The 22,973-nt window shown below is 68.1% G+C and carries 24 protein-coding genes; 7 read left to right on the top strand and 17 right to left on the bottom strand.

Annotated elements, in window-relative coordinates; genetic code table 11:
- The first annotated feature begins 17 nt into the window (after window positions 1-17).
- The gene (locus EXE63_RS11200) at window positions 18-659 is read left to right on the top strand and encodes a class I SAM-dependent methyltransferase (RefSeq protein WP_168142013.1); all 642 of its coding nucleotides are present in this window, start codon (window positions 18-20) and stop codon (window positions 657-659) included.
- Here EXE63_RS11200 and EXE63_RS11195 read toward each other — a convergent pair.
- From EXE63_RS11195 to EXE63_RS11165, 7 genes are read right to left on the bottom strand one after another with little or no spacing between them, the layout of a single operon-like run.
- On the bottom strand, window positions 646-1,293 hold the full coding sequence (locus EXE63_RS11195; RefSeq protein WP_168142012.1) for a hypothetical protein: 648 nt from the start codon (window positions 1,291-1,293) through the stop codon (window positions 646-648). The genes EXE63_RS11200 and EXE63_RS11195 overlap by 14 nt on opposite strands.
- Window positions 1,293-2,075 (bottom strand): exodeoxyribonuclease III, encoded by a 783-nt coding sequence (locus EXE63_RS11190; RefSeq protein ID WP_168142011.1) that lies wholly within the window; start codon window positions 2,073-2,075, stop codon window positions 1,293-1,295. The genes EXE63_RS11195 and EXE63_RS11190 overlap by 1 nt, the downstream gene beginning before the upstream one ends.
- Window positions 2,075-5,416: an ATP-binding protein gene (locus EXE63_RS11185; protein ID WP_168142010.1), complete on the bottom strand. Its 3,342-nt coding sequence runs from the start codon at window positions 5,414-5,416 to the stop codon at window positions 2,075-2,077. Before EXE63_RS11185 ends, EXE63_RS11190 begins: the two co-directional genes overlap by 1 nt.
- The gene (locus EXE63_RS11180; protein WP_168142009.1) at window positions 5,413-6,084 is read right to left on the bottom strand and encodes a DUF4194 domain-containing protein; all 672 of its coding nucleotides are present in this window, start codon (window positions 6,082-6,084) and stop codon (window positions 5,413-5,415) included. Before EXE63_RS11180 ends, EXE63_RS11185 begins: the two co-directional genes overlap by 4 nt.
- Window positions 6,081-7,493, bottom strand: a complete 1,413-nt coding sequence (locus EXE63_RS11175; protein ID WP_210000445.1) for a DUF3375 domain-containing protein — start codon at window positions 7,491-7,493, stop codon at window positions 6,081-6,083. Before EXE63_RS11175 ends, EXE63_RS11180 begins: the two co-directional genes overlap by 4 nt.
- Entirely contained in the window at window positions 7,486-8,436 is a 951-nt protein-coding gene (locus tag EXE63_RS11170; protein ID WP_168142007.1) for an N-acetylglutamate synthase, CG3035 family, read from the bottom strand. Before EXE63_RS11170 ends, EXE63_RS11175 begins: the two co-directional genes overlap by 8 nt.
- Before the next feature lie 19 nt (window positions 8,437-8,455).
- Window positions 8,456-9,049, bottom strand: a complete 594-nt coding sequence (locus EXE63_RS11165) for a peptide deformylase (RefSeq protein WP_168142006.1) — start codon at window positions 9,047-9,049, stop codon at window positions 8,456-8,458.
- A gap of 127 nt (window positions 9,050-9,176) precedes the next feature.
- Between EXE63_RS11165 and napA the strand changes: the two genes are divergently transcribed.
- Genes napA through EXE63_RS11140 form a run of 5 tightly spaced genes read left to right on the top strand, consistent with a single transcriptional unit; the run spans window position 9,177 to window position 12,397 of the window.
- Window positions 9,177-9,485, top strand: coding sequence for a nucleoid-associated protein NapA (gene napA, locus EXE63_RS11160; protein WP_019513723.1), 309 nt, complete (start codon window positions 9,177-9,179; stop codon window positions 9,483-9,485).
- A gap of 19 nt (window positions 9,486-9,504) precedes the next feature.
- Window positions 9,505-9,972, top strand: coding sequence for a LytR C-terminal domain-containing protein (locus EXE63_RS11155; RefSeq protein ID WP_168142005.1), 468 nt, complete (start codon window positions 9,505-9,507; stop codon window positions 9,970-9,972).
- A 10-nt stretch (window positions 9,973-9,982) separates the two neighbouring features.
- A complete protein-coding gene (gene sodC, locus EXE63_RS11150; RefSeq protein ID WP_168142004.1) occupies window positions 9,983-10,660 on the top strand; it encodes a superoxide dismutase[Cu-Zn] in 678 nt (225 codons plus the stop codon).
- A complete protein-coding gene (locus tag EXE63_RS11145; protein ID WP_168142003.1) occupies window positions 10,641-11,774 on the top strand; it encodes a glutamate--cysteine ligase in 1,134 nt (377 codons plus the stop codon). Before sodC ends, EXE63_RS11145 begins: the two co-directional genes overlap by 20 nt.
- Window positions 11,775-11,779: 5 nt before the next feature.
- Window positions 11,780-12,397, top strand: coding sequence for an LON peptidase substrate-binding domain-containing protein (locus tag EXE63_RS11140; protein WP_210000693.1), 618 nt, complete (start codon window positions 11,780-11,782; stop codon window positions 12,395-12,397).
- Here the strand turns inward: EXE63_RS11140 and mnhG are convergent, their stop codons facing one another.
- The 7 genes from mnhG to EXE63_RS11105 form a co-directional block, all read right to left on the bottom strand.
- Window positions 12,398-12,739: a monovalent cation/H(+) antiporter subunit G gene (gene mnhG / locus EXE63_RS11135; protein WP_168142001.1), complete on the bottom strand. Its 342-nt coding sequence runs from the start codon at window positions 12,737-12,739 to the stop codon at window positions 12,398-12,400.
- Window positions 12,736-13,017 (bottom strand): monovalent cation/H+ antiporter complex subunit F, encoded by a 282-nt coding sequence (locus EXE63_RS11130; RefSeq protein WP_168142000.1) that lies wholly within the window; start codon window positions 13,015-13,017, stop codon window positions 12,736-12,738. Before EXE63_RS11130 ends, mnhG begins: the two co-directional genes overlap by 4 nt.
- A complete protein-coding gene (locus EXE63_RS11125) occupies window positions 13,017-13,550 on the bottom strand; it encodes a Na+/H+ antiporter subunit E (RefSeq protein ID WP_168141999.1) in 534 nt (177 codons plus the stop codon). Before EXE63_RS11125 ends, EXE63_RS11130 begins: the two co-directional genes overlap by 1 nt.
- The gene (locus tag EXE63_RS11120) at window positions 13,547-15,139 is read right to left on the bottom strand and encodes a Na+/H+ antiporter subunit D (protein WP_105364946.1); all 1,593 of its coding nucleotides are present in this window, start codon (window positions 15,137-15,139) and stop codon (window positions 13,547-13,549) included. The genes EXE63_RS11125 and EXE63_RS11120 overlap by 4 nt, the downstream gene beginning before the upstream one ends.
- On the bottom strand, window positions 15,139-15,603 hold the full coding sequence (locus tag EXE63_RS11115) for a Na(+)/H(+) antiporter subunit C (protein WP_105364945.1): 465 nt from the start codon (window positions 15,601-15,603) through the stop codon (window positions 15,139-15,141). Before EXE63_RS11115 ends, EXE63_RS11120 begins: the two co-directional genes overlap by 1 nt.
- Window positions 15,600-18,464, bottom strand: coding sequence for a Na+/H+ antiporter subunit A (locus EXE63_RS11110; RefSeq protein WP_168141998.1), 2,865 nt, complete (start codon window positions 18,462-18,464; stop codon window positions 15,600-15,602). Before EXE63_RS11110 ends, EXE63_RS11115 begins: the two co-directional genes overlap by 4 nt.
- A gap of 67 nt (window positions 18,465-18,531) precedes the next feature.
- Window positions 18,532-18,939: a DUF1707 domain-containing protein gene (locus tag EXE63_RS11105; protein ID WP_168141997.1), complete on the bottom strand. Its 408-nt coding sequence runs from the start codon at window positions 18,937-18,939 to the stop codon at window positions 18,532-18,534.
- Between the two features lie 81 nt (window positions 18,940-19,020).
- Here EXE63_RS11105 and EXE63_RS11100 point away from each other — a divergent pair, with 81 nt between their 5' ends.
- Window positions 19,021-19,239 (top strand): SRPBCC family protein, encoded by a 219-nt coding sequence (locus EXE63_RS11100; protein WP_436277746.1) that lies wholly within the window; start codon window positions 19,021-19,023, stop codon window positions 19,237-19,239.
- Here the strand turns inward: EXE63_RS11100 and EXE63_RS11095 are convergent.
- The 3 genes from EXE63_RS11095 to EXE63_RS11085 are packed head-to-tail and all read right to left on the bottom strand — an operon-like array spanning window position 19,213 to window position 22,954.
- Window positions 19,213-21,393, bottom strand: a complete 2,181-nt coding sequence (locus EXE63_RS11095; RefSeq protein WP_168141996.1) for an AAA family ATPase — start codon at window positions 21,391-21,393, stop codon at window positions 19,213-19,215. The two genes, EXE63_RS11100 and EXE63_RS11095, sit on opposite strands and share 27 nt — an antisense overlap.
- Complete coding sequence (locus EXE63_RS11090; RefSeq protein WP_168141995.1) at window positions 21,390-22,244, bottom strand: CDP-alcohol phosphatidyltransferase family protein; 855 nt, start codon at window positions 22,242-22,244, stop codon at window positions 21,390-21,392. Before EXE63_RS11090 ends, EXE63_RS11095 begins: the two co-directional genes overlap by 4 nt.
- Window positions 22,244-22,954 carry a phosphatidylserine decarboxylase gene (locus EXE63_RS11085; protein WP_168141994.1) on the bottom strand — a complete coding sequence of 237 codons (711 nt, stop codon included), beginning with the start codon at window positions 22,952-22,954 and terminating at the stop codon, window positions 22,244-22,246. Before EXE63_RS11085 ends, EXE63_RS11090 begins: the two co-directional genes overlap by 1 nt.
- Between the last annotated feature and the right edge of the window lie 19 nt (window positions 22,955-22,973).

The following is a 22,973-nucleotide window of genomic DNA, read 5'->3' as shown; positions in this document are numbered from 1 at the left end:
CGCCTACACTCGGCTCGGTGACGACCATTCAGCGCAGGGCCCTCAACGACGCGATCACCCGGTTCTGGAGTTTCGCCGCCCCGGCCTATGACACGGCGTGCCTACAGCGCTTTGTCTACAAGCCCGCCCAGGACGAAGTCATCGAACAGCTCCGCAGCCACGGATCCCGGCAGATCGCCGATGTCGCGTGCGGCACCGGCATCCTGGCCGCCCGCATCCAGCGGGACCTGCGCCCCGACGAGGTGTACGGCCTCGACATGTCCGACGGCATGCTCGCCCAGGCCCGTCAGCGCTCTGATCGGGTGCGCTGGATGTCGTCGCCGGCCGAGCAGCTGCCCTTCGAGGACGGCTTCCTGGACGCGGTGGTGACCACCTCGGCCTTCCACTTCTTTGATCAGCCCGCGGCGCTCAGCGAGTTCCACCGGGTGCTGACGCCGGGCGGCATCGTCGCCGTCACCACCATGAGCCCGCGTCAGGCGTTCCCACCGCTGCACGCACTGTCGGCGGGCCTGGGCGCTCCGGCGCACGCGCCGACTCCGGACGCGATGCGAAAGCTGTTCGTGGAGGCCGGGTTCCGGGTCGAGGAACAGCATCGGGTACGCCGGCCGGTGTGGACGCCGGTCTCCGATCTGATCACCGTCGGCGTCAAGCCTTCGTGATCCACGATTCGGCGGCCTTGGCGGCGCGGTGCAGGGCGCCGTACTCGCCGAGGTAGGCGGCGACCGCCCCGATCACCGGGAGCATGCCGATATAGCGGAAGATCTGCCGCGGGTGCGGCCGCTTGCCGAGCTCATCGCCGACGGCGTTGAGGATGCCGGCCAGGTGCCACAGTTTCTGCACGATATTGTCCGGCCACGGCTCGTCGGTGTCCGGCAGCGGTGGGTCGGGGATCTCGCGCCCACACAGCACCGACGCCAGCATCCGCACCTGGTCTTTCCGGTCGGTCAGCTCATACTCGCGTGCCACCGCGCACAGAATGAGCGTCTGGCCGGCGAAGCCCAGCAGATCCTGGATCGGCAACCGGCTGGCCAGTGCACCGAGGGCGCCGGGCCAGGCCACCGCGACGGTGTCCAGCAGACCCACCCGCCAGATCCACCAGCTGACCCGTTCGCCGCGGCTCTTGGCCTCCCACGCCTCGGTACCGGGCACCTCGAGAAATTCGAGATGTTGCCGGACTCCGAGCGGGTCGAACTCTGCGAGCACATCCAGGATCAGCTCGGACAGCACCGCGGCACGGGCGAGCGCGTCGGCGACATCGTTGTCCGACAGGGTGGCCTTCGGCAGCAGATCCATCACGACACCTCGATCAGTACGGGGGCATGATCACTGGGCGACTTGCCTTTTCGTTCCTCGCGGACGATCTCGGCGTGGGTCACCCGCTCGCTGAGTGCGGCGGATCCGAGGATGAAGTCGATGCGCATGCCCTGCTTCTTCGGGAACCGCAGCTGGGTGTAGTCCCAGTAGGTGTAGACCCCCGGCCCCGGCGTGTACGGTCGCACCACATCGGTGAATCCGGCGTCGACCATGGCCTGGAAGGCCGCGCGCTCAGGTGCCGAGACATGGGTTGAGCCCTCGAAGAACGCCGGATCCCAGACGTCCTCGTCGGTGGGGGCGATGTTCCAGTCACCCGTCAGCGCCACCGGCAGCGACGGATCGTCGGCGATCCACTTGGATGCGCTGTCACGCAGGGCGGCAAGCCATTCCAGCTTGTACGGGTAGTGCGGGTCGGCCAGAGTGCGGCCGTTGGGGATGTAGAGGCTCCAGACCCGCACTCCGCCGCACGTCGCGCCGATGGCCCTGGCCTCGGCCAGCGCCTGCCATTCGGGCTGGCCGTCGAAGCCGATCTCCACGTTGTCCAGTCCGACCCGGGAGGCGATCGCCACCCCGTTCCACTGGTTGAGCCCCACATGGGCGATCTCGTAACCGAGCGCGGCGAACGGCATCGCCGGGAACTGCGCATCGGTGCACTTGGTCTCCTGCATCGCCAGCACGTCGACATCGGCGCGCGACAACCAGTCGGTCACCCGGTCCACCCGGGTGCGAATGGAGTTGACGTTCCAGGTGGCAATACGCATCAGACGGGCTCCGGGATCTTGAGTTCTTTACGCAGCGCGGTGAAATCGCTGATCGTCTTGGTCGCGACCGACGCGACGGGGCGGGCATTCCGGCCGGTCGCCTCGGTCTTGGACACCATGACCACCCCATCGATATAGGGCTGGATGGTGGTGGCGTTCTGCACGGTCGCGACGATGACGAGCTGGAACCCGAACTTGCGGAACGCCTGCAGGGCCTGCTGGGCGAACTGCGGATCGGACTTGGAGAACGCCTCGTCCAGCATCAGCTGTGCAAAAACCGGTTTGTTGTCCCCGCTTTCGGGATTGGCCAGGTTGAAGCTCAGCGCGCCCGCGAGACAGAACGCCATCAACTTCTCCTGCTCGCCGCCGGAGTTGTCGCCGGCGTTGCTGTGCGTCCGGATCAGTTCCTCGCTGCGCACATCCCACTCGGCACAGTCGAAGGTGAACCGGTTGCGCACATCGAGAGCGTCGCGGGTCCAGGCTCGGTCCTCAGGACTGTTGCCGGCCAGGCGATTGCGAAGCCGCAGAATGTCTGCGTACTGATCCAGGATCGCCTTCTTGTCGCCGAGGCCGACCTCGGCGATGCGGCGCGAGATGGACTTGACGATATCGGTGAGCTCGGCCACCGCGACCAGGCTGCGAGGGGTGGCGCGCAGCGTCAACCGGGTCCCGCGGTTGAACTCCACCGAACCCAAACCGGTGTTGACCCTGTCGATCTGGTCGCTGATCCGCCGGGTCTCCTGCTCGGCCACCCGGTGCAGGGTCAGGATGGCATCGGGGGCCTGCTCGGTGATCAGGCGCATCATCCGGTCATAGGCGTCCGGAAGCTCGCGTTCATCGATGTGGCGGCAGACGGCGACGTAATCGTGGACCCGCTCGTCGAAATCCGCAGAGTCATTGGGAATGGCATCGGGGAACGACGTGTCGAAGGTGGCGATGATGCGCGCCAGTTCGTCATGGGACCGCCTGCGGCTTTCGGTGAGCTGATCACGCTCGCGGCGGATCGCGCCCAGGAGAGCCTCGCGGTGCGGTTCCGGGTTCAGCAGCTCCAGGGCGACCGGTACCTCGGCGGAATAGCGCCGCAGCAGGTCGGTGGCGGCATCCGAGATCGCCGCCGGGGCCAACCGGTCCTGCAGATCCATCAGCCGGGTGCGGCGCCCGTCGAGATCGTCGCGCCGGGTCTGGACGGCCCCGCGTCGCGTCATCAGGGTCTGGATGTCGTTCCAGCACTCCTCGGCGCGGACGCTGAGCGCCTCCACGTCGGGATTGTCGGCCATCAGCAGGTCGTACTGCTCGCGCAACCGGTCGGCATGCCCGTCGGCGGTCTCGGTGTCGATCTGGCTCCACTGCGGGAACTGCTCGCAGATCGCCTTGCAGGCCGCGGCGCGGTCCCGCCACTGCTGGCGTCCGGCAGCGATATCGTCGGCGGCCTGACGTGCCTGCGTGAAAGTCTCTTCGGCTTCCGCCAATTCGGCGGTCAGTGCGTCCAGCTTGGCGGTGATATCGCCCTGGTAGATGTATTCGGACGGTTTGAGGGCCCGGCGGTCGTCCTTGATGGCCAACCGATCGGAGTCCTTGTACAGGCCGGCATCGGTAACCGCGCGGCGGAACCGGGTGAACAGGTCCGGGGTGTCCACACAGATGTGATCACCTGCGGCGCTGAGGACGTCGAGCGCCTCGGCCGCGCAAGGATGGTCGGGTTTGACGACAAACAGCTTGCCCGCCAGCGTGTTCTGCTCGGGGGCGCGGTCGGGGGCGTTGATCCGCACATGGTGCAGCGCGAGCCGCCCACGCATGTTGGTCTCGTTGACGAAGCGCAGCACCTTGGCGTAGTGCTCATCGGGCACGAGCAGTCGCAGCCCGACCGAGCGCAGCACCTTCTCGACCGCGGCGCGCCAGCGGTTCTCCTCGGGACGAAGATCCATCAGCTCGGCGACATAGGGCAGCGCCGAGGGGTCGATACCCACTGCCGTGCAGATGTGTTCGCGCATGGTGACCGCGAACTCCGGCAGCGCCGAACCTACCTGTTCGACGCGTTTGAGCTCCTTGGCGGCGTGATCGCGCGCGATCCGTGCCGCCTTCTGGGCGTATTCGGCGTCGGTGGAGGCTTCCCGGCCGCGTTCCAGCTTCACCGCGAGCCCGGCCGCCTGCTTGCTGAGATCCTCACGCAGATTCCAGAATTCGTCCGCGGTCTCGGGGACCGGCAGGCCCTGAGCGGTGACCATCTCCTCGTAGGCGGCGTAGCGCCGGGTGATCTCCTCGGCCTGCGCCTCGGCGGCGGCCACCTGCGATTGCAGCGGGCCGACGTTGGTGCTGGCACCGCTGATCTGGGCGTTGAGCGAGTCACCCTCGGCCTTGGCCAGATTGAGCTGCCGGGTCAGGTCGCCGTACTCGTTCTCCAGTTGGTCGATGGTGCCGTCGAGGTTCTCGACCTGGGCGGGGCACTGCTGCAGCCGGACATGATCGGTGTGGGCACGCACCATCTGCGTGTCGACGAGGTCGATGATGCCGAGATCGGAGGACTCCGACGCGTAGCGGATCTGGATGGTCTCGATATCGCCGAGGATCTTGCGCTTGCGCTGAGCGACCGCCAGCAACTCGCGGGCCTCCACCAGCGGGTCGATCTGCTTGAGGGCTTCGGGCAGCCGGGCCAGGCTGTCGGGTTCGTCGAGCATGAAATCGCGGACGAACTGTTCCAGACCGCCGACGCTCTTGAGCGACTTGGCCTTTCCGAGCAGCTGCTGGGCGGCCTCGGAGGCGCGGATCCCGATGGAGGCGTACAGCTGGGCCAGGTACTGGGATTCCACCTTGGTGGAGAACCGCCAGCCGCCATCTTTGAAGGCGCTACTGTCGAAACGGCCGGCCGCCCAACGGTTGCAGACCTCTTCGATGTCGATATCGCCGTCGCCGAGCACGAACCTGCTCGACGAGTCCGAACGCGACTCGCCGGTGAGCCATTTGAGCACGAGTCCGGTGATCGAGCGGCCGGTGTTGCTGGTGTAGGTCACCGCGACCGCCGACCAGGTGGTGCCGTCGCCACGCAGATAGATGACCTGGCTCACCCCGGCGTCGCTGCGCTGCCCCCAGGCGCCGCGCACGTACTTGTCCACGGTGCGTCGCCCGGCGCTGGAACCGGCGGCGGTGTTGTCACCCGAGGCGTTGAAGTTGCGCCGGTTGAACGGCAGGAACCCGAGCGAGATGGCGTCCAGCAGGGAGGATTTGCCGCTGCCGGAGGCCCCGGCGATCAGCGATCCGCCGGCGCTGATGGGCACCGAGTGGTAGCCGTCGAAGACACCCCAGTTGATGACCTGCAGCCGGGACAGGTGGAACTGCTCACTCATTCCGAACCGCCCTTCAGCAACTGCTCGAACTGCTGCTGCAGTTCGGTGATGACCGAGGCCGTCATGATCGCGGTGATCACCGGGCTGACGGTGTAGCTGTCCTCGTCATCGCGGGTCTTGCGCAGGATGTCCAACCCGGCGAGGCGGGCGATGGCCGCGTCGACACGCGCGGTGAAGGTGACGGTGTCGCGGTCGGTGTCGTTGAGTACACCGGAAAACAGCCCGTGCACCTCATCGCGGGTGATCAGGAAGCTGGAATCCCCACCGGCGCGCATCATCTGGGCCAGGTGCAACGCCAGGATGGAGTCGTAGGTGCCCAGCGGCTCGCGGCGTAGCAGCTTGGCGCCCCTGGTCGGTTCGTAGCGGGCCTGCTCGATGAAGGCGATGTCGACCTGCTCGGCGATCCGGAGCGCAAGATCCAACTCCGACAACCGGATCGACAGATCATTGCGGTACTCCAGGATCCAGCTGTAGATGTCCGGATCGGACTCGCTGCTGACATAGCGCCGGGTCAGCAGGTGCTGCAGCGCCCAGCAGGCGCGGTCGGGCATGGCGCTGACATCGCCGTCGAAACGTGGACGCCGTTGCTGGGGCGCGCGGCCCGTCGTGTCCACGTCGGGCAGGGACGCGAAATCGATTTCTGGTTTTGCTGGCGCAGCGTCGGTCATGAGGCGCCATCCAGGACGGGTTCGGTGAACATCAGGTGCGGAATCTCCATCTCGCGGTCATGGCCGTCCAGCGAGTGGAACCGGACACGGGCGGGTGACTCGAAGGAAGAAGGGACAGTGGTGGACGGTTGCTTGAGCGCCCACGACCAGAGCACGATCACGTGCCCGAGGTACGGTGTGTCCAGCATGGCCAGTGCATCCGGAAGTGACACCGGCAGTGACGAATTCAGCATCTGCGACAGCGCGGGTGCATCGACCTGGGTGGTCAGCGACGAGAAGGTGGTCAGGTCCACCTCGCCGTCGGCTGCTTCGGCGGGCTTGGGCGCGGACAGGTCGTTGATCCGGAAGCTCAGTGCTCCGACCGAACTGATCGTATGCCGGGCCAACGGCACCTCGATGGGAAGACGGGAGTCGGTGAACGACTCCTTGAGCAGGGCCCGCGCGGTGCCGATGGCCTCGTTGAGCTGACGGGCCACCCCACGTGTCTGCTCCAGTGTGCCGAACGCGGTGAACCGCTTGACCCGCTGGGCGCAGCGCTGCTGGATGCGCTCGACCTCGTCGATCTGGTGGCCGACCAGCTCGAAGAATCCGGCCATCACCTTGCGCAGCGCTGGATCGAGTTCGGGGAGGGTGGCGGCCACGGTGGCGATGTCTGCCTCGAGCTCGGCCCGCTGATCGGGGTCGTTGATCATTCGCAGGAACGCCCGATGCGAATCGCGGCCCGCGGAATCCCAGGCCGCCTGGTAGTCGGCATACATCTGGCGCTGCCGGTCGCGGTATTCGACATTGGTGTCTATCGGGTCGTCCAGCGCCGCGGTGGCCTGCTCGATCATGGTGCCGTACAGCCCGATATCGGTGATCAGGCGTTCCATCTGCATCGCAATGGCGCGGGCCTCGTCGTGCATGGCGGTGACGTCGGGTTCGGGCCGCAGGCCGGCGTCGAGCTCGTCGAGCTCGGCGTGCAGCACCGCGATCTCGGCCTCGATGCCCTGCCGGATCCGGTCCGGGTCGTCACCGACGCGGATCGCGACCTGCTTGAGCCGGGAGGCGATGCCGTTGATGGAGCCGCCGGTGGCGATGGTGTCGTTGCGGCGCATCCCGCGCACGAAGTCCAGGGCGCGGCGCGCATCCTGGGTGAGGTAGCAGATGTTGCGCTCCCCGCTCGCGACACGGTGCAGCCAGCCCTGACTGGCCCACGTCTTGATCAGCGCGAGACCGGACTGTTCGCCGGTCTCGTGGAGCGCGTCCAGGTCGCGTTCCAGCCGGACCACCAGCTCGGTCTCGCCGACCAGACCCTCGAACAGGTGGCGTTCCATCAGCGTGGCGTACACCGCGAGGTTCGAGGTGGCCAGCAGCCGCAGCGCGCGCGAGCCCTGCACCTCGCGGTTGGCATCGAGTAACTCACGCATGGGGCACGAGGCTATCTGCGCGCACATAGCGGTGACGGTGATGGAGCCGGAATCCGGCGGACTCGTAGAGCGTCAGCGCCGGCCGGTTGTCGTCGAGGACCTGGACATAGGCGCGGGTCGCGCCCTGTTCGGCGCCCCAGGCCTGCAGCGCCGAGCAGATTGCGCGGGCCAGTCCGGTGCGCCGCGACGCTTCCGCGACACGCACGCACGACACGCCGAGCCAGCAGGTGCCGTCCGGCGCGGTGGTGACCGCGCCCCGGCCGACCGCGTGGATTCTTCCCGTCGCTGCGCTCGCCCCGTCCCCCACCGAGGCGAACGTGACGGAGCCGTCGACGACGGCGGTCAGGATGTCGATGGGGACATCGCGCTGGTAGGTCTGCAGCCAGTCGGTGCCCGGCTCGGGAGTCAGCGTGACGTCGGGGGAGGGGACCTGGGCGAGCGCAGCGACGGGGAAGGGGACCTGGGGGATATCGCGGACCAGCATGCGGGTCGGTTTGATGCCCGCGGCCTTGACGGGCAACAGCCGCTCCGGCAGGGCCAGCCAAGGCTCCAGGTCGCGCTGGGCGTACCAGGCAATGATGTCGGGCAGCGCCTCGGTGTTCGACGAGAAAAGCAGCGGGACAGCCGAGTTGGCCCGGCTGGTGTGTCCGCCGCCGGCACGCAGCAGCCAGCCGTCGCGCCAGTGCTGGTCGGTACCGGGCCAGGCCAGCGCGGCGGCATGTTCCAGGGTGCGGATCTCGGAATTGCGCACGGGTGCGTGCGAGAGTTCGCGCACCGACACCACGTCGGCCGGGTGGATCTCGACGGCGTCACCGGACTTGGTGCGCACCACCACGACGGGCTCGAGTGCCTCCAGGTGCCCGACCACGTCGGTCAGGGCGGCGTCGTTCAGAGCGCTGGGGGTCCGGTAGCGCAGGGACACCCGGCTGCCGACGGACGGCATGGCGGCGTCGTGGATCAAGCTAGTGGCCGAACGGGTCGGGATCCTCGCCGGGCAGCCAACTGAGCCCCGGTACCCCCCACTGGTTCGATTTCACCATCCGCTTGGCGGCGCGCGCGTGCCTGCCGATCAGGCGGTCCAGATAGGTGAACCCGTCCAGGTGGCCGGTCTCGTGCTGCAGCATCCGGGCGAACAGGCCGGTGCCCTCCAGCGTGATCTCGGTGCCGTCGGCGTCCAGGCCGGTCACCCTGGCCCAGTCCGCGCGGCCCGTCGGGAACGACTCGCCGGGCACCGACAGGCAGCCCTCGTCATCGTCGTCGGGGTCGGGCATCGTCTCGGGGACCTCGGAGGTCTCCAGCACCGGGTTGATGATCACGCCGCGCCGGCGCGCGGTCTTGCCACGGTCCTCGGCGCAGTCGTAGACGAACACCCGCTCGGTGCGCCCGATCTGGTTGGCGGCCAGGCCGACACCGTTTGCTGCGTCCATGGTGTCGTACATGTCGGCGATCAGCTCGGCCAGTTCGGCCGGAACCGAACCGTCGGCGGCGACAGGCACGGGAGTGGTCGGGGTGTGCAGGACGGGATCTCCCACAATGCGGATTGGTACGACAGCCACGGTTGGTTAGCTTAAGTCAGCCGACGCGCGGGTAACGATCACGCCTCAACTACCGGGGCCGTGATTGAATGATCGCCGAACCACATGAATGTCATTTGCGAGTTATCGGAAGGGTCCTGAGAGCGATATGGATGGCGCCATCGCGCGGACCGGCCAATCCGGGGACGACTCCGAACCTGCGGACGGGCTGACCCGCCGCGAACACGACATCCTGGCGTTCGAACGCCAGTGGTGGAAGTACGCGGGGTCCAAGGAAGACGCCATCAAAGAGCTCTTCTCGATGTCGGCGACTCGTTACTACCAGGTGCTCAACGCTTTGGTGGACCGTCCCGAGGCCCTGGCCGCCGACCCGATGCTGGTCAAGCGGTTGCGACGGGTGCGGGCGAGCCGGCAGAAGGCGAAGGCGGCCCGGCGGCTCGGCTTCGACATCACCTGAGCCGTTAGGCTTGCCCCCGATGAACCAGCGAGACTCTTCCGGGCTGCCTCTGCGCGCCATGGTCATGGTGCTGCTCTTTCTCGGCGTGGTGTTCCTGCTGGTTGCCCTCCAGTACATGGGTCCCGACGACGATGACGACGGCGATGCCGCCGTGGTGAGCACCACCACCAGCAGCGCCACCACCAGCGCGGAACCCTCCCCGGATCCCGAGCAGGCCAGGACCGATGTCCGGGTGTTCAACATCTCCGAGGTGCCCGGCGCGGCCGAAGGGACGGCCACCCGCCTGCGCGATGCCGAGTGGAATGTCACCGAGACCGGGAACCTCGTGCTGGAGGGCGTACCGGTGACGACGGTGTACTTCGGGGAGGCACCGGGCGAGCGTGAGGCCGCCGAGGACGTCGGCAGGCTGTTGGAAGCGCCGGTCGAGCCGAGACGCCCCGAACTCGTCGAGCAACCACCGGGCGTCATCGTGGTGGTCACCGGCTAGGCTCTCGGACATGCCGATCTCAGCCACGATTCGCCTTCTCGCCGCTGCCGCCGTCATCGTCCCGATCGCCGCTGCGTGCGCGCCCAACGAGCCGGTCGCCACTGAGCCGGGCACCACTCCGCCGGTGTGGACCGGATCGCCATCACCGACGCCGTCCGGCGAGGCCGCCCATGGCGGTGCCCACGGTTCCGGCGCGACCAGTGGCGAGACGCTGACCGCGAACCTGGCGGCAGCGGACGGCACCGAGGTGGCCACCGCCACGATCGAATTCACCGACGGTTTCGCGACCGTCACCGTCGAGACCACCACTGCCGGCGAACTGACGCCGGGCTTCCACGGCCTGCACATCCATCAGGTCGGCTCCTGTGAGGGCGATTTCACCAGTGCCGGTGGGCACTTCCAGGCCGAGGGACACTCCGGGCATCCCTCCAGCGGCGACCTCAGCTCGTTGCAGGTCCGCGGCGACGGCTCGGCGAAACTGGTGACCACGACCGACGCCTTCACCGCCGAGGAACTGCTCACGGGGACCAAGACCGCGATCGTCATCCACGAGAAGGCCGACAACTTCGGGAACATCCCTGCCGAGAAGTACCAGCAGGTCAACGGCACCCCCGGTCCTGACCAGCAGACGCTGTCAACGGGTGACGCCGGCGGCCGGGTGGCCTGCGGTGTCATCTCCGCGGAGTAGTCCCAGCCGAATCGATTTCGCCGGGTCACCCCGGCCGACGGTCGGTGTCGAATGGGAGTTCGCGCTGGTCGATGCGCACACCCGTGACCTGACCAACGAGGCCGCCGCGGTGATCGCCGAGATCGGCGAAACCCCGCATGTGCACAAGGAATTGCTGCGCAATACCGTCGAGATCGTCACCGGGATCTGCGAGACCGTCCCGGAGGCGATGACCGACCTGCACGACACCCTGGTCCCGGTGCGCCGCATTGCGCGGGAACGCGGGATGGAGCTGTTCTGCGCGGGCACCCACCCGTTCGCGGAGTGGTCCACCCAGCAGCTCACCGAGGGACCGCGTTACGCGGAGCTGATCAAGCGCACCCAGTGGTGGGGCCGTCAGATGCTGATCTGGGGCGTGCACGTGCACGTCGGAATCTCCTCGGCGCACAAGGTGATGCCCATCATCACCTCACTGCTCAACCAGTATCCGCATCTGCTCGCGCTGTCGGCGTCGTCGCCGTACTGGGACGGCGGCGACACCGGCTACGCCAGCAACCGGGCGATGATGTTCCAGCAGCTGCCCACTGCCGGACTGCCGTTCCAGTTCCAGGAGTGGTCGCAGTTCGAAGGCTTCGTTCACGACCAGAAGAAGACCGGCATCATCGACCACATGAACGAAATCCGCTGGGATATCCGGCCTTCGCCTCATCTGGGAACCATCGAGGTGCGGATCTTCGACGGGGTGTCCAATATCGCCGAACTCGGCGCTCTGGTCGCGCTGACTCATTGCCTGATCGTCGACCTGGACCGCCGGCTCGACGCCGGCGAGCAGCTGCCGACCATGCCGCCCTGGCATGTACAGGAGAACAAATGGCGCGCAGCGCGTTACGGACTGGACGCGGAGATCATTCTGGATGCCGACAGCAACGAGCGTCTGGTCACCGATGATCTCGACGACCTGCTGAACCGGCTCGAGTCGGTGGCGGTGAGCCTGGGTTGCGCGGACGAATTGGCGCGGGTGTCCGGGATCTACCGGGGCGGTGGGTCTTATCAGCGGCAGCGCCGGGTGGCCGAGGAACACGACGGTGATCTGCGCGCCGTCGTCGACGCGCTGGTCGGGGAGCTGGAACTATGACACCGATGTTTCCGCTGGAGATGGCGATGCTTCCCGGTGAGGAGCTGCCGTTGCGGATCTTCGAGCCGCGCTACACCGCAATGATTTCCGACTGCCTGGCCGGCGATCCGGTGTTCGGCGTGGTGATGATCGCGGCGGGCCGCGAAGTCGGTGGCGGTGATGTGCGCAGCGACGTCGGGGTGCTGGCCCGGATCGTCGAGCATGCCGAACTGGGGGACGGACTGTATCGGTTGCGCTGCATGCTCGGCGAGCGGATCAGGGTGACCGAGTGGCTCGACGATGCGCCCTATCCGCGGGCGATGACGGTGCCGTGGCCGGATGAGGCGGGTCCGTCGGTGACCGGGGCGGATATCGCCACCATCGAGGACACCGTGATGGAGCTGTTCGAGCGGATCGCCGAGTCCCGCAATGCGACGCTGCCGCCGCGAGAGTACCTGCTGGGCGGACCCGAACCCGGCCAGGAGGCCGGAGATCGGCTGTACGCGTTGGCCGCTCGCATCCCGATCGGCCAGGCCGACCGCTACGCCGTGCTGGCCGCGCCGGGTGCGCGCGCACGGCTGGATGCGCTGAGTGAGGCCGTGGAGACCGTCGCGGCGATGGTGGAGTTCCAGCTCTCGGAGTGACTACTTCGGATCGGGGAACGGGTTGTTGGCCAGGTCGTCGGCGACGATGTTCTCGCGGACATTTTGTTCCCTATAGGCCAGCTGGCCGACGCGGTTGGCCACCACGGGCGCCGTGAAGATGGTGAACAGCCCGGCCAGGATGATCATGCCGACATCGGGATGACCGCTGAGCCGGACCGCGGCCCCGGCCAGCACGAGCAGCAGTCCCAGCACCTGAGGCTTGCTCGCAGCGTGCATGCGGGACAACGTGTCCGGGAAGCGCACCACCCCGATGGCCGCGGTCAGTGCCAACGTAGAACCGCTCAGCACGAGTACCGCGGTGATGATGTCGACGGCGGTCATCGGGCACTCCGATCGTTGTTCTCACGGTCGGGCACCCGGAACCGGGCCACGCTCACCGAACCGACGAAACTGATCAGCGCCAGCGCGGTCAGCGTATAGGTGACGGTGCTGTCCAGGCTGAACGCCGCCCAGGTCCCGATCCCGCACATCGACACCGCCACAAAGGCATCGAGGGCCACCAGCCGGTCGAGGGTGCTGGGCCCGGCCAGCAGCCGGTACATCGTGATCGCGGCGGCGGCCGACAGCATCACCGCCGCGGTGATCCACACCACATGCATCAGACGTCCTCCTTCTCGGCCGATGGTCGCCAGTCGGCGTCGCGCTCGAACGCGGCCACCATCAGTCGTTCCACCGTTTTGACCTGGCGGTAGAACCGCTCGACGTTCTCGTCGGATCCCACGTCGAGCACGTGCAGGTAGAGGAGTCGGCGCTTCTGGTCGATCTCCAACACCACCGATCCCGGAATCAGGGTCAACACGCCGGCCGCCAGCGCCAGCACCAGATCGGACTTGACCGAAAGGTGCGCGCGCAGCACCGCGGTGGCCGGCGGCGGCCCCGGCCTGATGGCCAGCCAGGCCACCTGGAACGACGACACCACCAGCTGGGCCGAGACATAGAGGATCAGCCACACCAGCGCCAACGGACGGACCCTGCCCTCGACCGGCACCCGGGGCAGCGGCAGCAGCAGCGTGATCACCAACGCGACCATCAGACCGGAAGCGATGTTGGCGGCTGAAAACGTGCCCCACAACAGGATCCACACCAGCGTCAGCCAGCACAGTGTCCAGATTCGTAGCGTGGCTTTCCTCATGGCTGCAACACCGCCGAGATGTACTGACCGCGATCGAGTATCTCCGCGGCCGTCCGCTCGCTGTAGTGGTAGATCGGCCCGGCGAACACCGTCAGCGCCAGACCCACCGCAATGAGCGCCCCGGTGGGCAGCAGCATCCCGACCGGCATCCGGCCGACATCGTTGCGATCCGCGAAGGCGATGTCGTCGTCATCGTCGATCAGTGCCGCGGGCACGGTGTTGGACAGATCGCCCTCCGGGGCGTCCGCGCGGGCCCGCCAGAACGCCTTAGTCCATACCCGGGTCACCGCGTACAGGGTGAGCAGACTGGTGACGACGGCGCCACCGACCAGCACCCAGGCGAGCGCGGACCCGACCTCGGAGCCGGCTTCGAGGAGCGCGACCTTGCCGATGAAACCTGAGAACGGCGGTATGCCGCCCAGATTCAGCGCCGGGATGACGAACACGAACGCCAGTATCGGGCTGGCGGCGGCCAGTCCGCCGAGGCGTTGCAACGTCGACGCCCCGGCCTGCCGTTCGATCAGACCCACCACCAGGAACAGGGTGGTCTGCACGACGATGTGGTGCGCCACGTAGTAGACGGCGCCGGACATGCCGAGACTGTTTCCCAGCGCGATACCGAAGATCATGTAGCCGATGTGGCTGACCAGGGTGAAGGACAGCAGCCGTTTGATGTCGTTCTGTGCGATGGCGCCCAGGATGCCGACCACCATGGTCAGCAGTGCCGCCACCATCAGCACGTCATCGAGTCGGCCCCCCGGGAACAGCAGTGAGTGGGTGCGGATGATCGCGTACACACCGACCTTGGTCAACAGGCCGGCGAACACCGCCGTCACCGGCGCGGGCGCGGTCGGGTAGGAGTCCGGCAGCCAGGCGGACAGCGGGAATACCGCGGCCTTGATGCCGAACGCGACCAGCAGCACCGCGAACAACGCCGTGCGGGTGCCGTCGGGTACGTCAGCGAGGCGCACTGCCACCTCGGCCATGTTGAGGGTCCCGGTCGCCGCGTACACCATGGCGATACCGATCAGGAAGATCAGTGACGACACCATCGATACCATCACGTAGGAGATGCCGGCCCGGACCCGTTCGGCACTGCCGCCGATGGTCAGCAGGACGAAGCTGGCGGCGAGCAGCACCTCGAAACCGACGAACAGGTTGAACAGGTCGCCCGCCAGGAACGCGGTGCACACACCCGCGGACAGGATGAGGTAGGTGGGTTGGAAGATCGAGACCGGTTGGCGCTCATCGCCATCGCTGATGCCCTGGCCGATGGCGTAGAAGACCACGGCCAACAGCACGATCGAGGAGACGACCAGCATCATCACCGACAGCCGGTCGGCCACCAGCGTGATGCCGAGCGGGCCCATCCCGGGTTCACTCTGGCCCCAACCACCGACCTGGACGGCGACCGTGCCGTCGCGGTCCACCAGGTAGAGCAGCGCCGCGCATACCGCCACCACGGCGGTCAGCGCGGTCAGCGAGATCAGTTGCTGCAAACGTGGACTGCGGCCGGCGACCATGGTGATGGCCGCCGCGATGGTCGGGATGAGCACGGGCAGGGGAGTGAGGATCGAGGCGAGGGTCATCAGCGTGAGCCCTCCGCACCCGGCAGCGCGTCGAGTTCGTCGGGTGCGTCGGTATCGCGTGAGGGCACCACATCCGGGATGTCGCGGTCGACGACATCGTCGTCGGCGCGCTCGGCCACCCTGGTGTCCTCGGGATCGTTGCCGACCTCTTCGAGAGTGGTCAGCTGATAGGACCGGTAGGCCAGCGCCAGCACGAAGGAGGCGATGCCCATCGCGATCACGATGGCGGTCAGGATCATGCCCTGGGCCAACGGGTCGGCATCGGTCTGCGCGCCGTTGCTGGTGCGGCCGTATACCGGCGGGTTGCCGGCCGGGCCACCGACATTGAGCAGCAGCAGGTTGACGGCGTTGCCGATGAGCAACAGCCCCAACAACATCCGGGTCAGGGTGCGTTCCAGCAACAGGTAGACCCCGGCGCTGGTGAGGCCACCGATCAGGACGAGGGGAACGATGTACGTGATCATCGAGCCATCTCCACATCGACGCGGGCACCCAGGCTGCGCAGGATGTCGAGAACAAGACCGACCACGATCAGATACACGCCGAGGTCGAAGAACAGTGCGGTGACGAGCTTGATCGGGCCGAGCACCGGTATGTCGATGTGCAGTACCGCCGAGGACAGCACCGGAGCACCGAGCAGCAGCGAGGTCACCGCGGTTCCTGCGGCGAGCGCCAGACCGGCGCCCAGCACCTTTCCGGCGTCCAGCGGCAGCGTCTCGCCGAGTTCGTAGCGGCCACCGGCGAGATACCTCAGCACCAGTGCGAGCCCGGCGGTCAGCCCGCCGGCGAAACCGCCACCGGGCGTGTTGTGGCCGGTGAAGAACAGGTACGCCGAGAGCACCATGATGAGCGGGAAGATGATGCGGGTGGCCACCTCGAGCACCAGCGAGCGGTGCCGCGGGTCGCGCAGTTCACTGCCGCGCAGCCAGGTGACATCGCCGGCCGCCGGGCTGTAGGCGCCCGCGAGGCCGATGTCGGGCTGGCCGATCGCACTCCGTTTGGCCTCGGGCACTCGGGGAGCCGAGCCGAAACGCCTGTTACGGAACACCATCGAGGCCACACCCGTCGCGGCGACCACCAGTACCGAGATCTCGCCCATGGTGTCCCAGGCGCGGATATCGACCAACAGGACGTTGACGGTGTTGGCGCCGTGCCCGCGGTAGTAGGCGGCCTCGGGCAGCAACTCGGCGATCGGGCGGGTGTTGCGGGCGGCCATCGCGAAGACCGCCAGGGTGGTGACGGCCGCGCCGACCGCCAGCGACAACACGGCTCGGGGGAGCCGGCTGCGGTTGATGTTGGAGCGATCGGCCTCGGCGGGCAGGGTGCGCAGCACCAGCACGAAAATCACCAGTAGCAGGGTCTCGACCAGGAACTGGGTGAGCGCGAGGTCGGGGGCACCGTGGAAGGCGAAGATGGCGCCGCAGCCGTAGCCGGTGACGCCGACCAGCAGGACGGCGGCCAGCCGGTTGCGCATCACCGTGGCGCCCACGGCGGCGGCCAGGATCACCAGACCGACGATCACCTGCAGCGGTGAATCCCACAGGGCCAGTTCCGGCCGGTTGCGGGCACCCAGCAGGAGTGCGGCGACCGGCAGCAGCACCAGCGTGCAGAGGATCACCGACTGGGTGGCCGGCAGCGAACCGCGTTGGGTCTGCGCCGTCAACCGCACCGCCAGCACGTCCAGGCCCCGCATCACCTCGTCATAGATCCGGTCGGCGTTGCCCAGCGGGGTGAATCCGGACTTGCCCCGGGGCAACCGGTTACGGCCGAAGAACACCAGTGTGCCGACCGCGAGGATCAACACCGACAGCAGCAGTGGCACGCCGAACCCGTGCCACAGCGCGAGGTGATAGTCCGACGGGCCGGGGATGGTCCGGGCGTAGTCGTCGAGCACCGAGTCCAGCCCGGCCGGCCACAGCCCGAACGCCAGACCGGCGGCGGCGAGGACGGCCGGCGGCAGCAGGAAGGTCACCGGCGGGCGGTGCATCTGGGTGACGCGGACGCTGGGTGCGTCGAGTCCCTTGTCGGCGAAGGCGCCCCACAGGAACCGCAGGCTGTAGATGGTGGTGAAGACCGACCCGATGACGATGCCGGCGAGCACGAACGGGGCCGCGGCGGCCAGGGCCGGGCTGTGCAGCACGGTTTCCAGATCGGCTTCCTTGGCGACGAATCCGAAGAAGGGCGGCAGCGCGGCCATGCTTGCCGTGGCGCCGACGGCGATGATCAGCAGCGGCCGGTGCTGCCTGCCGAGCCCGGCGAGTTTGCGGATGTCGCGGGTGCCGGTGGCGTGGTCGATCACCCCGACCACCATGAACAGTGCGGCCTTGAACATGGCGTGCGCGCAGAGCATGGCCAGGCCGGCCAGCATCATGTCGGGCCCGCCGGCGCCGACCATGATGGTGATCAGACCGAGCTGGCTGACCGTGCCGAACGCCAGGATGAGTTTGAGGTCGTACTCGCGGACCGCACGCCAGCCCGCCATCAGCATGGTGAGTAGGCCCAGCCCCACCACCATGGGTCTCCACAGCGGGGTGTCGGCGAACCCTGGGGTCATGCGGGCGACCAGGTAGACGCCGGCCTTCACCATCGCGGCGGCGTGCAGGTAGGCGCTGACGGGGGTGGGTGCGGCCATCGCGCCGGGCAGCCAGAAATGCAGGGGCACGATGGCGGATTTGGACAGCGCGCCGACCAGGATGAGCGCGATACCGATGGTGGCGGCCGTCCCGGTCGGTGGTGCGGCGATGAGCTCGGAGAGCAGATAGGTGCCCGACAGGTTGCCGAGGACGATGATGCCGACCAGCATGGCGAGCCCGCCGAAGGTCGTCACCAGCAGCGCCTGGGTGGCGGCGCGGCGGCTGGTGGCGCGTTCGGCGTAGTGACCCACCAGCAGGAACGACAGCACCGTGGTGGTTTCCCAGAAGATGTAGAGCAACAGCATGTTGTCGCTGACCACCAGGCCGAACATCGCGCCGGAGAAGGCGACGAGCTCGGCGGCGAAGCTGGGCAGCCGCTTTTCGATGCGCCCCTCGTGGTGGTGGAAGTACTCGGCGCAATAGAAGAGGACGAGTGCGCCGATGGCCAGCACCAGCACGCTCATGATCGCGGCCAGCGAATCGAAGCGCAGCGTGATGTCCATGGACAGTTCCGGCACCCAGGGGATGTGAACCGTCGGGCTGTGACCCCCGCTGGGCCAGTTCGTCCCCACCCAGATCAGCGATCCCAGCGGCACCAGGGCCAAGGGGTAGAACGCCAGTCGGCCCCATCTGGCTACCAGAAGGGGCGCCAACGCGGTGGCGACCGCATGGGCGAGGAGAACGGTGAGCATGGCACTCCGATCGGATTGGGGTCGGGGTGTCAGCCGCTGGGGCTAATGCCATTCTACCTGGGCCGTTTTATGACCTGACGTGAGCCATGATCGGAACGACGTGCGAAACGACGCCGATCCCCCAGCCCAAGATCGGCCATACCGGCCAGAAGTACCAGCCCCCTCCACCGAGGCCGACGGCCAGCCAGATGCCGAGCATGAGCAGCGCGCCGGCGAGGTAGGCGGCGACGTGGATGCGCACGCCGAGTCGGGCCGCCCGCAGCTGTGCGGCGCGCCGGCGGGGGTCGTTGTGGCGCAATCGCGCGACCGGGAGATCGGTGACCAGGGCGTCCAGTTCGCCTGCGCTGTGCGCGGCGAACGCCCGGCCCAACCGGTCCTCGTACTCCGCCATGGGCAGGTAGCCCTGGGCCAGGGCCTGGCCCAGATCGGTGGCGGTCCGGTTTCGCTCGCGGTCCCCGGCGCGGATATCGGACATGGCGGCCTCCCAAATCTTGTCAGTGACTAGTTCAACTATCCCCGGTGATCTAGTCATCGTCAAGATCGGTAGCCTGCTGTGGTGAGCCGGATTGTGAGCGCCAGGCGCGAGATCGCCGCAGCCCCCGACGTCATCTTCGAACTGATCGCCGACCCCGCCCAGCAGCCGCGCTGGGACGGCAATGGCAACCTCACCGAGGTCGCCCCGGGCAGCGCGTGCGGGCGGTGGGCGATGTGCACCACCGCGGAAAACCTGGCCGCCTCGATCGAGCGGTTAGCGACCCTCGGCGAAGGCGCGTAGCGACTCGACCTGTGCGGGGTCCAGTGACGGGCGCACATTCTCGCGGGCCTTGGCGACGTCCTCTGCGGTGACATCGGCGGCGTCGATGGAGCGCCGCATCGCCGTGAGCGCGGCCTCGCGCAGCAGCGCCACGCAATCAGCGGCGCTGTACCCGTCCAGATCCTCGGCGAGCGCATCGAGATCGACATCCCCGGCGAGTGGGATGGACTTACCCGCGGTGCGCAGAATGTCCTTGCGCGCCTGCGCATCCGGTGGTTCGACGAACACCAGCTTCTCCAGCCGGCCCGGCCGCAGCAGGGCCGGATCTATCAGGTCGGGGCGGTTGGTGGCACCCAGCACCACCACATCGCGCAGCGGGTCGATGCCGTCCAGTTCGGTCAGCAGCGCGGCCACCACCCGGTCGGTCACCCCGGAATCGTGACTCTGCCCGCGACGGGGTGCGAGTGCGTCGATCTCGTCGAGGAACACCAGCGACGGCGCCGAATCGCGTGCGCGGCGGAACAATTCGCGCACTGCCTTCTCCGAGGAACCGACCCACTTGTCCATCAGTTCGGCGCCCTTGACGGCGTGCACGGACAGGCGCCCCGAACTCGCCAGTGCGCGCACCACGAACGTCTTGCCGCAACCCGGGGGTCCGTAGAGCAGCACACCACGCGGGGGTTGCACGCCGAGGCGGGCGAAGGTGTCCGGGTGCTGCAGCGGCCACAGCACCGCTTCGGTCAGTGCCTGCTTGGTCTGCACCATATCGCCGACGTCCTCGAGGGTGACCGAACCGACGGCCACCTCCTCGGTGGCCGAGCGGGACAGCGGGCGGATGACCGACAGCGCCCCGCTGAAGTCCTCCTGGGTCAGCGCCGGCGGCTGTCCGTCGGCGCTGGCGCGTGCCGCCGCCCGCAGGGCGGCCTCCCGGACCAGGGCGGCCAGGTCGGCGACCACGAAACCCGGTGTGCGTTCCCCGATCTCGTCGAGGTTGAGGTCGTGTGCGGGTACCCCGCGCAGCAGTACCTCCAGCAGGGCCTCGCGGGTGGCCCCGTCGGGCAGGCTCAGTCCGAGTTCGCGGTCACACAGGTCCGGTGCCCGCAACCGGGCATCGACGTTGTCGGGCAGCGCCGAGGTGGCGATGAACGCGGAACCCTTGGTGGACACCGCATCACGCAGTTCGGCGAGGATCAACGTGGCCACCGGTTCGGCGGTCGAGGGCAGCAGCGCGTCGATATCGGTGATGAGCAGCACGCCACCGTCGCGGACCGAGGCGACCGCGGACGCCACGCTGGACAGCCGGTCCTCGGCGCGCAACGATCCGACCTCGGGGCCGTCCAGCTCGATCAGGCGGCGTTCGGCGCACACGGCCCGCACCAGTGTGGACTTGCCGACACCGGCGGGACCGCTGACCAGGACGCCGAGATGTGCTGTGGCGCCCAGGCTCTCCAGCAGTTGCGGCTCGTCGAGCGCCAGCTTGAGCCACTCCGCCAATTTGCCGGCCTGGACGTGGGCGCCCTTCAGATCGTCGAGCGGGATCGCCGGTGCGGCCGGCGCCTGACTGGGGGCGGCCGGGGTCGCGGCCGTGGTGCCGTCACCCCAGCAGACATTCGAATTGGGTTGCACGCTCACGGTTCCGGCCGGGTCAACGTCGGTCACCGTCAGCAGCTCCGAGGTCCAGGTGATACCCACCGACGTGGTCAGGGCGGTGGTCGCCGCCGATGTCGAGGTGCCCGGACCGAGATCGCGGGGCAGCAACGAGACGGTGTCACCGACGGACAGCACCTTGCCGAGCAGCGCCATGCGCAGGGTCGATGGCGATACCGACTGGGTGGCCAGCCGGGAACCGGTCAGGGTGACCGAGCGGGCGCCATTGACGGTTACCGGGGCCACCACCACGGCGGTGTTCTCCCGCAGGCCGGCGTTGGACAGCGTGACGTCGTCGAGCAGCGCCACCCCGGCGGGGGTGCCCGCGGGCGCAATCCCGACGACTGCGGCGGTGGTGCGCGCTCCCAGCAGCGACACCGCATCCCATTCGCGGAGACCGAGTGCGGCAATGGCCTCCGGATGCAGGCGCACCACGCCGCGGCGGCTGTCCAGCGCGGAGGTGTTGAGCCGGGCCGTCAGCCGCAGGTGGTTCAGCGGTGTCTCTTCGGTGTGCTCGGTCTGGGTCATTTGCGGCCCTGCGGCTTGCGCAGGCCCAGACGTGACACCGAGCGGCGGTGCGGCTGCGCACGGCGGATCGCGCGGCGGGCCTGGCGGCGTTGGCCGGGTTTGTCGTTCCACGTCTCGGGCCGGGCCTTCGCCCAGCGTTCGCTGCGCACGGTGAACGGGATGATGCAGACGTAGCCGACGATGATGAGCAGCACCAGGACGTAGGGGAACAGCAACAGCGCGGCGGCCGCGGCGGCGATGGCGATCAGCAGGAACGGCGCCGCGTTGGGCGGCATCGAGACCGATTTCAGCGCCAGCGTGGGGACCCGGCTGACCAGCAGGGAGGCGTTCGCGGCGAACCACAGGCAGACGAACCACGGTGCGGTCCACCAACCCTGCCCGAACTGCAGCATCGCGGCGAGCGGGCCGATGACGCCGACGGCACCGCACGGCGCGGGCATCCCGGTGAAATACTGCCGGGTGTAGGCGGGTTTGGTGTCGTCATCGAGCAGCGCGTTGAAGCGCGCCAACCGCAGCACGATGCACACGCAGTACAGCAGCGCGAAGATCCAGCCCACCGGGGACGTCGGCAACAACGTCACGTAGACCACCAACGCGGGTGCCACCCCGAAGTTCACCGCGTCGGCGAGTGAGTCGATCTCGGCGCCCATCCGCGACTGGGCATCCAGCGCCCGCGCGATACCGCCGTCGATACCGTCCAGGATCGCGGCGGCACCGATCAGCGCGAGCGCGATGTCCGGCCGGCTGTCGAGCGCGAACTTGATCGACGTCAGCCCCGCGCAGATCGCCAGCACTGTGGTGGCGCTGGGCAGGATGCGCATCGCCGCCGGACGAGGCTTTGTCCGCTGCATCAGGGCAGCTCGGCTAGCACGGTTTCCCCACCGATGGCACGTTGACCGCCCTCCACGAGCACGCGGGCACCGGCCGGGAAATAGGTGTCCAGCCGGGAGCCGAACCGGATCAGACCGTAGGTCTCGCCGAGGGCGAGCTTGTCGCCGGTGTGCGCGCTGCACACGATGCGCCGCGCGACGAGCCCGGCGATCTGTACGGCGACGATGTCGACACCCTCGGGGGTGCGCAGCCACAGGCTGTTGCGCTCGTTGTCCGCGCTGGCGGTGTCCTTGTCGGCGGACAGGAACTTGCCCGGCCGGTGTTGCACCGCGATGACCTCACCGGCCACCGGCGCGCGCTGCACATGGGCGTCGAACACGGACAGGAAGATGCTGATCCGCTTCATCGGGGTGTCGCCGAGGCCGAGTTCGGCAGGCGGGACGGCGGTGTCCAGCAGGGTGACGAGTCCGTCGGCGGGTGCCACCACGACCCCGGGCCTGCTCGGTGGCACTCGGGGCGGATGCCGGAAGAACAGTGCGCTGAAGCTCGCGGCGCCGAGACCGGCGTTGCGCAGCCAGCGGCGGTTGCGGCCGGCCGCCGCCAGACCCAGCCCACCCGCGATGAACGGCAGGCCGGCAGGGTGGACGGGAGGGACGGTGGAGCGGACGAGTTCGATGAAGCGTTGCGCTTCTGAGCGGTCGTCATCGGGTGAACGCGCAGGTCTGGCCATATTGGCTCCCGATTCTACG

The sequence above is a fragment of the Mycolicibacterium frederiksbergense genome (assembly GCF_012223425.1).
GTDB lineage: Bacteria > Actinomycetota > Actinomycetes > Mycobacteriales > Mycobacteriaceae > Mycobacterium > Mycobacterium frederiksbergense.
This window is presented reverse-complemented; position numbering and strand designations above follow the sequence as displayed.

Bases quoted from the DNA above. Each gene is read 5' to 3' on its own strand.
- EXE63_RS11195 (WP_168142012.1), bottom strand. From the start codon at position 1,293: ATGGATCTGCTGCCGAAGGCCACCCTGTCGGACAACGATGTCGCCGAC.
- EXE63_RS11190 (WP_168142011.1), bottom strand. From the start codon at position 2,075: ATGCGTATTGCCACCTGGAACGTCAACTCCATTCGCACCCGGGTGGAC.
- EXE63_RS11185 (WP_168142010.1), bottom strand. From the start codon at position 5,416: ATGAGTGAGCAGTTCCACCTGTCCCGGCTGCAGGTCATCAACTGGGGT.
- EXE63_RS11180 (WP_168142009.1), bottom strand. From the start codon at position 6,084: ATGACCGACGCTGCGCCAGCAAAACCAGAAATCGATTTCGCGTCCCTG.
- EXE63_RS11175 (WP_210000445.1), bottom strand. From the start codon at position 7,493: ATGCGTGAGTTACTCGATGCCAACCGCGAGGTGCAGGGCTCGCGCGCG.
- EXE63_RS11170 (WP_168142007.1), bottom strand. From the start codon at position 8,436: ATGCCGTCCGTCGGCAGCCGGGTGTCCCTGCGCTACCGGACCCCCAGC.
- napA (WP_019513723.1), top strand. From the start codon at position 9,177: ATGGATGGCGCCATCGCGCGGACCGGCCAATCCGGGGACGACTCCGAA.
- EXE63_RS11155 (WP_168142005.1), top strand. From the start codon at position 9,505: ATGAACCAGCGAGACTCTTCCGGGCTGCCTCTGCGCGCCATGGTCATG.
- sodC (WP_168142004.1), top strand. From the start codon at position 9,983: ATGCCGATCTCAGCCACGATTCGCCTTCTCGCCGCTGCCGCCGTCATC.
- EXE63_RS11140 (WP_210000693.1), top strand. From the start codon at position 11,780: ATGTTTCCGCTGGAGATGGCGATGCTTCCCGGTGAGGAGCTGCCGTTG.
- mnhG (WP_168142001.1), bottom strand. From the start codon at position 12,739: ATGACCGCCGTCGACATCATCACCGCGGTACTCGTGCTGAGCGGTTCT.
- EXE63_RS11130 (WP_168142000.1), bottom strand. From the start codon at position 13,017: ATGCATGTGGTGTGGATCACCGCGGCGGTGATGCTGTCGGCCGCCGCC.
- EXE63_RS11125 (WP_168141999.1), bottom strand. From the start codon at position 13,550: ATGAGGAAAGCCACGCTACGAATCTGGACACTGTGCTGGCTGACGCTG.
- EXE63_RS11120 (WP_105364946.1), bottom strand. From the start codon at position 15,139: ATGACCCTCGCCTCGATCCTCACTCCCCTGCCCGTGCTCATCCCGACC.
- EXE63_RS11115 (WP_105364945.1), bottom strand. From the start codon at position 15,603: ATGATCACGTACATCGTTCCCCTCGTCCTGATCGGTGGCCTCACCAGC.
- EXE63_RS11110 (WP_168141998.1), bottom strand. From the start codon at position 18,464: ATGCTCACCGTTCTCCTCGCCCATGCGGTCGCCACCGCGTTGGCGCCC.
- EXE63_RS11105 (WP_168141997.1), bottom strand. From the start codon at position 18,939: ATGTCCGATATCCGCGCCGGGGACCGCGAGCGAAACCGGACCGCCACC.
- EXE63_RS11095 (WP_168141996.1), bottom strand. From the start codon at position 21,393: ATGACCCAGACCGAGCACACCGAAGAGACACCGCTGAACCACCTGCGG.
- EXE63_RS11090 (WP_168141995.1), bottom strand. From the start codon at position 22,244: ATGCAGCGGACAAAGCCTCGTCCGGCGGCGATGCGCATCCTGCCCAGC.
- EXE63_RS11085 (WP_168141994.1), bottom strand. From the start codon at position 22,954: ATGGCCAGACCTGCGCGTTCACCCGATGACGACCGCTCAGAAGCGCAA.